This window comes from Facklamia sp. P12955, from assembly GCF_050409565.1.
In the GTDB taxonomy this organism is placed as follows: domain Bacteria; phylum Bacillota; class Bacilli; order Lactobacillales; family Aerococcaceae; genus Facklamia.
The window spans coordinates 1-12,761 of record NZ_JBNUPF010000026.1; the positions used below are offsets into that span (position 1 = coordinate 1).

Annotated in this window: 12 protein-coding genes; 3 read left to right on the forward strand and 9 right to left on the reverse strand. The window is 30.9% G+C overall.

The genetic code is table 11. From position 1 onward, the window contains the following. From ACQV2G_RS07575 to ACQV2G_RS07615, 9 genes are all read right to left on the reverse strand, one after another. The coding region (locus ACQV2G_RS07575; protein ID WP_428876506.1) for an N-6 DNA methylase at positions 1-932 on the reverse strand (932 nt) is incomplete at its 3' end. 144 nt (positions 933-1,076) lie between these two features. Further along, entirely contained in the window at positions 1,077-1,430 is a 354-nt protein-coding gene (locus ACQV2G_RS07580; protein ID WP_428876507.1) for a type II toxin-antitoxin system RnlB family antitoxin, read from the reverse strand. Positions 1,431-1,452: 22 nt separating this feature from the next. Then, on the reverse strand, positions 1,453-3,159 hold the full coding sequence (locus tag ACQV2G_RS07585; RefSeq protein ID WP_428876508.1) for a viroplasmin family protein: 1,707 nt from the start codon (positions 3,157-3,159) through the stop codon (positions 1,453-1,455). Positions 3,160-3,541: 382 nt separating this feature from the next. Further along, a complete protein-coding gene (locus ACQV2G_RS07590) occupies positions 3,542-5,032 on the reverse strand; it encodes a recombinase family protein (RefSeq protein ID WP_428876509.1) in 1,491 nt (496 codons plus the stop codon). After that, positions 5,007-6,692: a recombinase family protein gene (locus tag ACQV2G_RS07595; protein WP_428876510.1), complete on the reverse strand. Its 1,686-nt coding sequence runs from the start codon at positions 6,690-6,692 to the stop codon at positions 5,007-5,009. The genes ACQV2G_RS07590 and ACQV2G_RS07595 overlap by 26 nt, the downstream gene beginning before the upstream one ends. After that, positions 6,685-8,349: a recombinase family protein gene (locus tag ACQV2G_RS07600; protein ID WP_428876511.1), complete on the reverse strand. Its 1,665-nt coding sequence runs from the start codon at positions 8,347-8,349 to the stop codon at positions 6,685-6,687. Before ACQV2G_RS07600 ends, ACQV2G_RS07595 begins: the two co-directional genes overlap by 8 nt. Before the next feature lie 92 nt (positions 8,350-8,441). Beyond that, the gene (locus tag ACQV2G_RS07605; RefSeq protein ID WP_428876512.1) at positions 8,442-8,597 is read right to left on the reverse strand and encodes a hypothetical protein; all 156 of its coding nucleotides are present in this window, start codon (positions 8,595-8,597) and stop codon (positions 8,442-8,444) included. Between the two features lie 461 nt (positions 8,598-9,058). Next, on the reverse strand, positions 9,059-9,469 hold the full coding sequence (locus ACQV2G_RS07610; RefSeq protein WP_428876513.1) for an RNA polymerase sigma factor: 411 nt from the start codon (positions 9,467-9,469) through the stop codon (positions 9,059-9,061). 239 nt (positions 9,470-9,708) lie between these two features. Further along, positions 9,709-10,257 (reverse strand): hypothetical protein, encoded by a 549-nt coding sequence (locus ACQV2G_RS07615; RefSeq protein WP_428876514.1) that lies wholly within the window; start codon positions 10,255-10,257, stop codon positions 9,709-9,711. 340 nt (positions 10,258-10,597) lie between these two features. On the opposite strand from ACQV2G_RS07615, the gene ACQV2G_RS07620 reads away from it, so the two are divergent. Genes ACQV2G_RS07620 through ACQV2G_RS07630 form a run of 3 tightly spaced genes read left to right on the forward strand, consistent with a single transcriptional unit; the run spans position 10,598 to position 12,696 of the window. After that, positions 10,598-11,014, forward strand: a complete 417-nt coding sequence (locus ACQV2G_RS07620) for a helix-turn-helix domain-containing protein (protein WP_428876515.1) — start codon at positions 10,598-10,600, stop codon at positions 11,012-11,014. 17 nt (positions 11,015-11,031) lie between these two features. Beyond that, positions 11,032-11,589, forward strand: a complete 558-nt coding sequence (locus tag ACQV2G_RS07625; protein ID WP_428876516.1) for an ImmA/IrrE family metallo-endopeptidase — start codon at positions 11,032-11,034, stop codon at positions 11,587-11,589. A gap of 12 nt (positions 11,590-11,601) precedes the next feature. Next, positions 11,602-12,696, forward strand: a complete 1,095-nt coding sequence (locus ACQV2G_RS07630; RefSeq protein ID WP_428876517.1) for a virulence RhuM family protein — start codon at positions 11,602-11,604, stop codon at positions 12,694-12,696. Positions 12,697-12,761: the final 65 nt, after the last annotated feature.

Here is a 12,761-nt window from a genome sequence, read left to right on the forward strand (position 1 = left end):
AGTAAAAAATAGAGTTGAGGCCTTCGGCCATCAACCCTATAAATTATAGAACCTAATTTAAATAGTTCCCTCTTTAGGTCAGGTGCTACGTGCCATAGTTTAACGAGAGAATTTATATCATCCTTAGGTATGCCTCCATTTAAGTGAGCTTCTATGTTTTGAGGAAGATTTGTATCTATCTTATTAATATATCTAGGCACATTTAGATTGCCATTATTTTCTTTATCTATTTTTTCAAATGTTACAAATTTAGAATAGCCTTCAATTTCAGTTCTATTATTAAAAGTTTGAACAATCTTCTCTATGTCTTGTTCCCTAAGCCTATTCTTATCTCCATCTTTTTTATATCCATCACTTGCATCAATAAAGAAGATACCATCTCTTTCTTCAGTGTTTTCTTTATCAACAAGAATGATACATGCTGGAATTCCCGTTCCATAGAATAAGTTTGATGGCAAACTTACGATCCCTTTTAACCATTTCTTTTTCAGGATTTCTTTTCTTATTGCTTCCTCTGCATTCCCTCTAAATAAAACTCCATGAGGAAGAATAATTCCGGCCTTGCCTGTTGGTTTTAGTGCTTTAAGAACATGTAAAAACCAAGCATAGTCACCATTTTTCTTAGGAGGAATGCTATATCCATCAAACCTTTTATACTTATCCTCTGTTTCTTTTATACCATCTGTCCAATCTTTATCGGAAAATGGTGGATTCATTACTATAAAATCAAATTTAGTAAGTTCCCCAAATTCATCTGTATACTGTGGATCTGACAAGGTATTTGCAGCTTTAATTTCACCAGTTGCTTTATTATGTAATATGAAATTCATCTTAGCTAAACCAGCTGTATCCGGATACTTTTCCTGTCCATATATATCTACTAATGAGCTGCCATCTGCTCTTGTAGGTGCTTCATCTGCCGCACGAATCAATAACGAACCAGAACCCTCTTATGTCAAGTCTATGATAAAAATTAATTCTAATAAAATATATAATAAGGAATGACTTAAACGTCAAAAAAGGGCAACCATTTAGTCGCCCTCTAACAATAAATTTATAACGAAAAGAAAACTATTTTATACCATACCTGCTTTAAGTAAAAACTTTAGTGCATCAGGAATAACACTTCTTTCAACAATATCCTTATTATTAAAAAAATAATCTCTAGATATATTACTTATACGTTCATCTATATCTTTTACCATGGAACAAGATTCCCAATAGTTTTCACCCTTATGAAAATTGAAATATATATATCTATTGCTTTTCATACCATTTATCAATGTTAAATCAAATAATATCTTAGCCTTATCAGTGGCTATCTCATTACTAATTTCATCAATATAACTCAAAGGATTCTTGTATGAGGTTGCAATGACAAGGAAGTCAAATTGTTCATTATTTAATTTTAAAATTTGATAGTTCTTCATAAAGAACCCTCCTTTCTCGTTATTAATAAAACAAATTTATATATGATGTTTCAATTAAGTTCAATACTTTATTTACAATTTCATCAGCTTCTTGTTTATCCTCTAAAATTGTAGTACCAATTAAAATCTGTTCTGCGTGGAATATGACATGTCTGTTACTCTTAAGATAATCATAAAGTCTTTCTACTTCGTGTTTAAAATTAATATCATTTATACGACTATCAATATCAGATGTTAAAAATCCCCTTGAGAAGATTCCACCAAAATTATCGCTAATGGTAATTGATTTAGTATCAAAAAGATATTTTATATATCCTTCTAATGCCCTTAATGCTGGAAAAGCATAGCAAGAATAATCTTCCAGTGGCATTTTTATTTTTCTTAGGACAATCGATGGAGATAATAATTTCAAAATCATTTCATCTAAATTTCTATACGAACGAGGTAATAATACTTCCATCTCATTGCGTACATCTTCCGTTTTTACATCTACATCATGAAAATTATTAGTTGTAGCTACAATATCATTTACAGAAACACACTCACAATAAGACAAAAATGAAATCGCTTCGCTATATAAATATGCTGGTATCCCTTGCAACGTTATTGTTCCGTTAGCATAGATATTAATGACTAACGTATCTCCAATTTTACTCGTAATTTTATAAACTTTATGTTTTGGTTGCGTTTCAACTTCTTTAAAAACAGATTCATCTATATCTAGTGTTTCTAAATAATTAATTAATTTTTCTGACCATTCATGTGGTATTCTTTTAAAAGAAGATGTCTTACCGTCCTCTATATTTGAATAGTTACAACGTTCTTCCAAAATGTTTTTTATAGTTAAAGAAATATCTTTATTAGTCCCGGTAGGAGATACCGTTGTTGTTCCATCTTTTTTAAAATAAAAGTCCAAAGTTGCATCTTTTCCATCGGCTAAAATCTTACATCGGTATTGATTACCAACCTTTTCTAACTCACTTGCTTCAAAGGATTCCCACTGCTCGTGACCAATTTTCAAAATTGAATTTATGAGTTCATCTCTATTTATATAAACTGACTTTTTTTTTGCCACTTTTGTATCCTCCTTATCACTAGATACTTCTTTATACATAATACCACTTGTCAATGCTTCCCTTGCGAGAGAATCTGCTAATTCATTATATTTATCACCTGAGTGTCCTTTTACTTTTACGAAATATATTTCTACAGTTTTTGCAGCCTTATCATAAAAAGCCTTATATTCTTTAGTACCATTTTTCTTAGCCTGCCATTCACCTGTACACCACTTTGCAATACCTTCGTAATCATGATAAATCGTAAGACTATTTATTTGATTATCTAAACAATGTTGTATTGCTCTTTCAGAACCTTTAATTTCTCCTGCAACGTTATTCATTTCAGATAAACTATCATCGCAAAACACTTCAGAAAAATGTTCTTCTTTTCCATTGTGAAAAAATACTACGCCACATGAAAATCTATTTGTTGCAGAATCATAACTACCGTCAACATAAGCTTTTGCGAACGTCTGAGGTGTTTCTTTATCTTGGAGTTCAAAACTTATACTATCGTTATCCTCTTGAATATATTTTATAGCATCATCATATTTTGTAAAACTCTTATATATAGCGCCAGAATAGCCATGTATTTGAGACTTGCATTTATCCCAGGATACATATATTCCTGGTTTAACACCTTTTTTAACGGCATAAAATTTCTTTACCATAGCTATCCTCCTTCATTAGAATTTTTAATTTTATCACATTTCTTTTTAAATGTCAATTGTTATGATTTATTATATCAAATTTCTCTTTAATACACAAGATTTCTTAATAAGCTAGTCATTTTGTCTATAATTTTAAAATTAAAAGCTCATAGCTATTTGTCTATTTAAGACCTAATGATTTTTGCTCAAACAAATAACACTCTATTCTATCTAATTATATCTAACGTAGAAGATGCTCCTACTGATATTAAAAATACAGAAACAAAATGTATATAACCATTCTATTTTTATGAGTGTAACATAATATTAATAGCTTCTATATTTGTAGTAAGGGAAGACTTAGACAGAAAAAGAAAGCAACTATCAGTCACCCTCTTTAACTCTACTTCCATTCAATTTTCAGTATTTCATTTCCTCTTACTACGATTGATTTAATATATTTATCCATCAATTCTCGAGTAAGTTTTTCTTCATTTATTTTTTCTTTTTCTTTAATAACTTTCGACTGTTCTTTTATTAAGACTTCAATTTTATCGTCTAGCTTTTTCTTTTCTTCTATAAATTTTAATCTTGTAATTTCACCTAATTTATATTTTTCATAATAAGTCTGTTTTCTTATTTCAATGTCTTTTATAATATCCTTATTATTTACAGCTTTCTTTTCTATGATCTCTACCTTATTTGAGACATCACACTTTTCTTTTATTTCTTCAAATACCAAAGGTTCTAGCTTATCAGCATTAGAGCCTTTTATCTTTACTCCATCATTCTTACAGTAACGACATCTAAAGTATCGATGTATCTTATCAGGCTTTCCTTTTCTCTTCTTAGCAGTCCTTTGACAGGCTAGTAAATAACCACATTCTGGACAGTAAAGAAACCCTTGAAGAGGAGAGTGTTTATACCATTCATAGGTAGTATTCTTACCTTTAAAACTTTTGCTAGCCTTTAGTTTTTGGACTTCATCATATATTTCTTTTGAAACGATAGGCTCATGATTATCAAAAACTCTTCCCCAATCCTTTTTTGGAATAGGCTTAGCATTCTTTTCAGTTCCATTGATTAAAGATTTATCTATTCTACTATAGACATAAGTCCCAGTATAAATTTCATCGTTTAGGATATCAATAACAGAAGAAAAATTCCAAGCTGGCTTATCTTTAATCTTCTTATATCTATTAGAATAATCCATTTTCGTAAGTTCTAACTTTCTTTGAGCTGGAGTTTTCATCTTATGCTCATTCAGATAATCATTTATCTTTCTCATAGACAATCCTTCTAGATAAAGGTCATATATCTTTTTGACCACCCATGAAGTTTCTTCATCAGGAATAATTTTATGCTTATCTTCTGGATCTTTCATATAGCCATAAGGTGGACTCCATGATTGAATCTTACCTTGTTCATTAAGTGCTTTTCTTACCGTCTTAATTTTCTCAGAAGCATCTTTTGCATAGAAGTCATACATTAAATTTTTAAACTGAATATCTAAATCAGTTCCGTTTCCCTGATTTTCATTACTATCATATCCATCATTAATAGAAATAAATCTAACACCTAAGAAAGGAAAAATATTTTCTAAATAATCTCCTAAACTTATATAATCTCTCATAAAGCGAGACATATCTTTGACTACTATTGTATTTACTTGCCCTGTTTTAACATCTTCAAGAAGTCTTTGATAAGATGGTCTATTTTCATTTGTTCCTGAATATCCATCATCAATATATTCTTTTCTTTCTTGATGTTTTAAATCAACCATATTATCTATATAGTCATTTAGATACATTCTCTGACTAATAATACTTTCGCTTTCCTTATTCTTGATTTGGTCTTCTACAGAAAGCCTAATGTAAAGTGCAATCCTGCTCATACTTGTCCTCCTTTAAGCTTTCCATATTAAATTTATAGACCACTTCAAATTCATGATTGGCATAAACTATTACTTTTTCTATAAGACTTTCTACAAGTTCTTTAGAGAGTTTATCTAAGCTTTTACTAGAAAATATATCCTTAACCCAAGAAACAGCTTTTTTCCTATCTTTTTTTATTTCTCTCATCATATCTTCTTGAGCTGATTTTTCTCTTTCAATCGTTTTAATGCGACTTTGAGAAATGTCTCTTTCTAATAGATGGGTATTTCTATCTACATTGCCCAAGCTATATTCTTCATAACTTTTTTGAATCCTATATTCTTCATTTCTTATTAATTCATCTAAGTCAAAGATTTTATTTTTTGCTTCTTCTAAGGTCTTTGAGTACCTATCATAAATTCTATTGGTAAAAGATGTCTTACTAGTAATTGATTTCATGATTTTTCTTAAGTCTAAAATAATCCTTTCATCTAGGTCATCTTCCATTATAAATAGGTTATCTCTTTTATTAATACTTCCATTAAAACGCTCTATACGGTAAAGATATTTTAAAACCTTCTTCTTTCCACTTCCATCAATTCTAGATCTACGATAAAGCTTTTCTCCTGTTTCGTTAGAGAAAATTAAATCTTGAAATCTATTTTTAGGATCTCTTTTAAAGTTATGAGCTTTTACAGAAAATACAGAATCTGCCTTTCTTTGTTTTCGCTTTTTTTGTAAGTTAAAAAAATCTTCTCTAGATACAATAGCTTCATGGGTATCAAGGACAACAATATGGTCTTTCTTATCAGCTGAATGTCTCTTTTTCCCTTCAGCTAAAGATTGAGACTTAACTCCCTGAACCATATCTCCTGCATAGGCTTGATTTATTAATATTTTTCCTACAGAGCCTACATGCCACTGGGGATCATTTTCTTCTCGATAAATTCTTCCTGTCCTATAATAAACCATAGGTGTTGCATAGGATTTTTCATTTAGATACTTGGTTATTTCCAGTTGGCTTTTCCCCTCTAGTCCTAGTTCAAATATTTCTTCTAGGATAAATCTAACTTCTTGGTCTACTATTAGTTTCTGCCCCTTTTCTTCCTTAATCACCTTATATCCATAAGGTGGTACAGAACCTATAAAATATCCATTCTTTGCTCGATTAATTTTGCTAGATTTTATTTTGACTGAAATATCTTTTGCATACATATCATTAATGATGTTTTTAATTGTGACTTCAAAAGATTTTTTTGTATCCATATCCTTTATGGTATCCACCTTATCAGATACTGAAATAAATCGAACGCCTAAAAAAGGAAACACCTTATCTATTAGTCGACCCATTTCTAAATATTCTCTTCCAAGTCTAGATAAGTCTTTTACTATAATACAGTTTATTTTTCTTTCCTTAATAGCCCTCATCATATTTTGAAATTCAGGACGATTAAAGTTCGTTCCACTATATTCATAGTCTGTAAATAAATCGATAACTTGAATATTTTCTTTTAAAGCATATTCCTTACAAACTAAGGTCTGTGTTTCTATTGATGAAGATTTATCTCTCCATTCTTCTGTTCTTTCGCTGGAAAGTCTGGTATAAATAGCAGCCTTATAAACTGTTTTATTTTTTATTACTTCCTTCTTTTCCTCAAATCTTCTTGAAGTCCTAGCCATAATATGCCACCTCCCTTGTTATTAAAGAAGGTGCAAGTTTAGAAATCCCCCTATGAATAGATAAAGTTTTTCCCTTAAGAGGAATTTCTTCCTTTTCTTTTTCTGATAGTTTTTCAAGTAGGTTCATCATTTCTACATTGTTATAAACAAAATGAACTTTCCCATCTTCTAAAATCTGTACTTGATCAATAAAGGTAATTAATAATGTTCTAGTTAATTCCTTCATGTCACTATCTGGTATTACATTTGAAAGAAAAGTATCTTTATTTTTCAATTGTTCTTCTAATTCATGGACTAATTCTTTTTTAGCAATGATTTGCTTTTCAATCGTCTTAATCTTTGTTAAATAATTTTTTCGATATCTTTCAAATTCATTGGTTGTTATTAGTTCATCTTCTAAATCCATATATAAAGACTGTCTTAGTCTTTCATACTTATCTTTTTCTCTTTCTAAAGATTTAAAATCAGCATTGATTGTAATATCTGAAATATCTAGTTTTGAAATCTTTTCTAGTATTTCTTCATACTTTTTTATATAGTTTGTTAGGGAAGATTTTGTATGTTTAACAATATCTTCTTCCTTAATACTATGGCGACTACATTCCCCTGTACGATTATAGTTAGAACAAATATAATAGATAGTAGTGCCAGATTTGGATTTTACTTTTCTTCTTACCATTGAACTACCACAATCTGCACAATAAAGTAGACCTGAATATAAACTGGGTTTATCTTTACAAGTTTTTAAGTCTCTCATTAGCATTTTATTAGCTAAATGATAAATTGATTTTGTAATGATAGCTTCATGAGTATCTTCAATTACAATCCAGTCTTTTTCATGGACATCTATTTCTTTTTTAGACTTATAATTTAACTTTAAAGTCTTACCCTGCTCTAAAATACCTAGATAAACCTTATTTTCAATTATTCGATTAATCATATTGGCAGACCATTTAGCTTCCTTTGCCATAAATCCTGGTGAATGTCTCTTACCCTTGTTCGACTTGTGTTTTGCTGGAGTTGTTGCCCCAATTCGATTTAAAAAACCCGCAATAGATTTTGATGAATAGCCTTCTATCTTCATATTAAAAATTCTTTTAATAATATAGGCTACTTCTTCATCAACTACTAATTGGTGTTTGTTTTCAAGGGATTTTTTATATCCAAAAGGAGCGAAAGCTCCAATAAAATCTCCCTTCTTTCGCTTAATATCCTTTGCAGACTTTACCTTCATTGAGATATCTCGACAATAGCTATCATTAATAAAGTTCTTGATAGGTAATATTAAGTGTGTATCACTCATATCAGCTTCTTCACTATCATAGCTATCATTTACCGATATAAAACGAACACCTTTTTCAGGAAATATTTTTTGAAGATACTTACCAGTTTCAATATAATCACGACCAAAACGGGACAAGTCCTTTACAATGATTGTAGAGAACCTCCCCCTATCTAGGTCATTTATCATCTTTTTGAAATCTGGTCGGTCAAAATTTGAACCAGTATAGCCGTCATCAATATATTCACAGACTAGATCTAGTTCCTTTGTTTTGGCAAATGTTTGTATAATTTGCCTTTGATTGGAAATTGAATTACTTTCCATGCTATCTCCATCATCTCTTGAGAGACGAAGATACATACACGCTTTTTTCATGAGAATCCTCCTCGTTAATATTCGGCAAATAGAAACGAAGATTTTCTCTATCAATTAAATCTTACCGCATGAGTTCCTTTTTGTCAGCCCCCTCAAATCTTAATACATTTTGGGCATAGAAAACTCTCGATAAGTTCTAAAAAGTCTACAGTAGAATCTCTGTTCACTTCTTCTGTAAAAGGCTTGTCTTCATTCTTTTGCTTTTCATAGTCCTTTATTTTTTTATTATTTTCTTCTTTATTTTTCATTTGTTTTACCTCACAAATCATTCATATAAATATTTATTTAAGTTTTTTGACATTTACGAGTGCAGTGGATCTGCTACATAGGAATCTCACCTCCGCCCCTGTTCTAGACGAGCCGGCCTCAACTTTAGAAGTATCATTAGCACCACTTAAATCATCGCTTAAGATTTCCAGGCCTTAATTAAAGACATATATTTTTCGCTCATTTTCTTCTATCCTTGCACTTGCAGTATTCATTTAAACCAACCCTAGGGTCAGCAGAAAGGTCTTAGCGTATAGGTCTTCTTGCTCCTTAAGTGGATAAAGTCTCGTAATGGTCTATTCAGTTTTCAAGGTTCAATTTGTAGGTTTTTCCTAATAAATTTAAGTTCTTTTAAATGCCCTACACCTTTAAAGTGAATATTTAGAACAAGTGGAACGGGTGAAAAGAAAAAGGGAGCAAGTTTTAAACTTGCCCCTAGTTTTTATAGGTCTTCTAACAGTTTATTTAATTTCTTAAAAATTGAATTTCTTTTTCTAATAACTGATGTGTGAGAAGTGTTTAATCTTCTTGCTAGTGAACGAATTGATTCTTCTTCGAAATATAGGCTTTCGATTAACTCTCTTTCTTCTGTATTCAACCCATCAAGTGCATCATGAACCCTGTCAATTAATATTTTAGTTTCGACTATCTTTTCTACATCCACCTTGTCATCTCTTAGGTTGTCTACAAAATTTCCATCCTTATCGTAGGAAGAAAAAAAGAGCAAGTGGTTTTTACGATCCACCTGCTCTAAATAGTTCTCACGATTTGTAATTTGCCAATACCCTTTATAAACTTCTTCACTTACATAAACTTTCTTTCCATCAATAAATATAAAATATTTTTTGCTCATTTTGTCCTCCTTATTTGTTTTTTTCGTTCTTCTACCCAAAACAAATAGGAGGACTACGAATACTAACCATAGCTCCTCCTGATTTTGGGCATAAAAAAAGCCACGATATAATTCGTGGCAATCCCATAAATATTTAAGGCAATATCTGCCCTATGCTATTAGATTAAATCAGATGAAGTCTAATTACAGTAGCAAGTAGGTTCCAATCTAGTACTAAATAAGTCCTCAATTAGTCTCATCTAGGTCTCATATGATTGAGTAATCTCTGCTACCATTGGTAGTTCATGTATGGTTTTTAAAGCTTCTATAATTTCTGGTAAGGCATAACCAAAAAGCATATTTCCATATGCCTGTGTAGCCTTGTTTAGATATCTAAAGTAAGTTGATCTACTCATATTGTGTACACTTAAAAGTTGCTCACAAGTTCTTACCTCTTCTGCAAAATATCTGTGCCATAAAATATCAGAAAAAAGCTCTCCGTCATTTGGATATCGACTTAATCTTTCTAAAGCTAAATCCATAAGTTCCAATAAAGATAGGCTAATGTTTACATCAATCAGACATTCTTCTAGCTTTCTAACATCAACTGTACTATCCACCTCAAGAAAACTAATCACTAAATCTTCTAAGTGCTGTCTTCTGCTAGCATAAATCTCGTGGTCCTTCATTTGTATTCGATCTTCAACATGAAAACTTACTTTCCTATAAATTTTTAAAAGAAGTTTCGCATTATGTTTATACGACTCACAAGAGTCTTTTTTTCTTATTTCATTATTCTTTGTTTTCAATTTTTCACCTCATAATTTCGCCTAAATAAATTCTAATTAAAGATACAAGTCCTTCAATAAATACTTATCTTTATCTGAAAGAATTTTAGTAATCCCATGCCAATTCTTTCTTTTTTCTATAGATGATGACAATGTAATTATCTTTTTTGTATTTAACTTTTCTATTTATTCTCATCTTCCATTAATAATATTTTTTAAAATCACTTGACTTAATAAGTCTTTTAAATGTATAATATAGTCATCGAAAGACTTTTTTGATATAATTTTAAGTCATTGGAAGGCTTTTGTCAAGACTATTTTGATAATTTGAGACTTTTAGTGACTAAAAGGAGGAAATAAAATGAACTTCGCCCAAAAACTAAAAGATTTAAGAATCGATAAAGACTTAACCCAAGAAGAATTAGCAAATAAATCAGGTATATCATTAAAAACTATTTCAAGATATGAACTCGGTGAAACGCTACCTAGAACAAAAAAATACTACGAAAAACTTGCTAATGCTCTTGATGTTGATAAGGATTATTTCTTATCAGTTGAAACAAATTTTTTACTTAATGTTCGAAAAGAATTTGGCTATAAAGGAGCAAAAGATGCTGAAGAAATTGTCAATGGAATGATTGGTTTAATGGCTGGTGGAGAATTACCAGATGAAGATAAAACCACTATTCTTAACGCTATGCAGGAAGCATTTTATATGGCTAAGTTAGAAAATAAAAAATATACTCCAAGAAAATATAGGATTGAAGAAGAAAAGTAATTTAAGGAGGGTCGGCTGTGAATAAACAGAGAAAAACGATTTATAAAGATGTAAAAAAGTTAATAGCTCATCATGGCACAAGAGACCCTCGTACCATTTTAGAGGAGCGTAAAGTTACTTTAATCCCCTTTAAAGAAAACACAAAGTTACTAGGAATGTATAAAGTTATTCTTAGAAATAAATTTGTTTTCTATAATCCATTTATTGATAAACGAATATTAAATATGGTTCTAGCCCATGAACTTGGTCATGATATTTATCATTATGATCTTGCTAAAAATAAAGAAATAATTGAGTATGAACTTTTTAATATAACAAGTACAACAGAACTAGAAGCTAATCTTTTTGCTTCTCACTTACTGATTGATGAAGATGAATTAATTGAGCATATAAAAGAAGGCAGATGTTATGAAGAACTAGCTAGTATATTCAATGTAAACATTAATCTTATGTTTTTTAAACTCAATGAAATGTATCGCATGGGCTATCCAATCAATCGTTTAAGTATACCTTGTGATAGCAAATTTTTTACAGATATTGATGGCACTGACAAATCAAATCATGAAATTTACTAGGAGGTGACAAACATGAATAATATAGACAAGGAAGTGTCTAAAAAAAATAAAGATAATCTAGAAAATAAGGACTTACCTATCCGCTCATCTACAGCCGAATACTTAACTTATATCGCTTCAAGTGGAGAAAGTGAAAACACCTTTGAAGTTCGCTATGAAGATGAAAATATTTGGCTGACTCAAAAGATGATGGCGGAGCTTTACGGGGTTACCGTTCCTACTATTAACGAGCATTTGAAAAATATTTTTAATGACTATGAGCTAGATCTAAATTCAGTTATTAGGAAATTCCGAATAACTGCTTCTGATGGAAAAAATTACAAGACAAACCACTATAATTTACAAGCCATTATCGCCGTAGGCTTTAAGGTAAATAATGAAAGAGCAGTACAATTTAGAAAATGGGCGAACCAAATTGTCAAAGACTATACCATCCAAGGTTGGGTGATGGATGTCGATAGACTGAAGAACTTTGGCACTGTTTTGAACAGGGATTACTTTGAAAAACAATTAGAAAAGGTTCGTGAAATTCGTCTTTCAGAAAGACGCTTTTATCAAAAAATTACCGACATTTACGCTACTGCCCTAGACTATGACAAGAATTCCAAAACTACTAGGCGTTTCTTTGCGGCTGTGCAAAATAAACTTCATTACGCTGTTCATGGGCATACAGCTGCTGAAGTTATTTATGACAGAGCGGACAGCAAAAAGAAAAATATGGGACTAAGCACTTGGGACGGAAGTCCAAAGGAAAAGATTCATAAATATGATGTTGTCGTTGCCAAAAACTATCTCTCAGAAACTGAAATGGGTCAAATGCAAAGGATCGTATCTGCCTACTTAGATATGGCGGAAGATATGGCTCTTCGAAATATCCCTATGACGATGGAAGATTGGGAGAAACGATTAAATGGCTTTCTAACACTTTGGGATCGTAAAATTTTACAAGATGCTGGTAAAGTTACTGCTGAACTTGCCAAGCAACACGCCTTATCTGAATTTGAAAAATACAGAGTGATTCAAGACAAGATTTATACCAGTGACTTTGACCAGTTTCTAGAGCTTGAAGCAAAGTTAGAAGATAAAGATGATAAAAATGACCAATAGCTGAACTCCTGATACTCTGAGTTTTGACACTGACATTTAGCTAAAGATATGATAGAGTATTCTTA

Coding starts and splice junctions, on each gene's coding strand:
- ACQV2G_RS07630 (WP_428876517.1), top strand. CDS start 11,602: ATGAATAATATAGACAAGGAAGTGTCTAAAAAAAATAAAGATAATCTA.
- ACQV2G_RS07595 (WP_428876510.1), bottom strand. CDS start 6,692: ATGGCTAGGACTTCAAGAAGATTTGAGGAAAAGAAGGAAGTAATAAAA.
- ACQV2G_RS07580 (WP_428876507.1), bottom strand. CDS start 1,430: ATGAAGAACTATCAAATTTTAAAATTAAATAATGAACAATTTGACTTC.
- ACQV2G_RS07610 (WP_428876513.1), bottom strand. CDS start 9,469: ATGAGCAAAAAATATTTTATATTTATTGATGGAAAGAAAGTTTATGTA.
- ACQV2G_RS07620 (WP_428876515.1), top strand. CDS start 10,598: ATGAACTTCGCCCAAAAACTAAAAGATTTAAGAATCGATAAAGACTTA.
- ACQV2G_RS07585 (WP_428876508.1), bottom strand. CDS start 3,159: ATGGTAAAGAAATTTTATGCCGTTAAAAAAGGTGTTAAACCAGGAATA.
- ACQV2G_RS07605 (WP_428876512.1), bottom strand. CDS start 8,597: ATGAAAAATAAAGAAGAAAATAATAAAAAAATAAAGGACTATGAAAAG.
- ACQV2G_RS07600 (WP_428876511.1), bottom strand. CDS start 8,349: ATGAAAAAAGCGTGTATGTATCTTCGTCTCTCAAGAGATGATGGAGAT.
- ACQV2G_RS07590 (WP_428876509.1), bottom strand. CDS start 5,032: ATGAGCAGGATTGCACTTTACATTAGGCTTTCTGTAGAAGACCAAATC.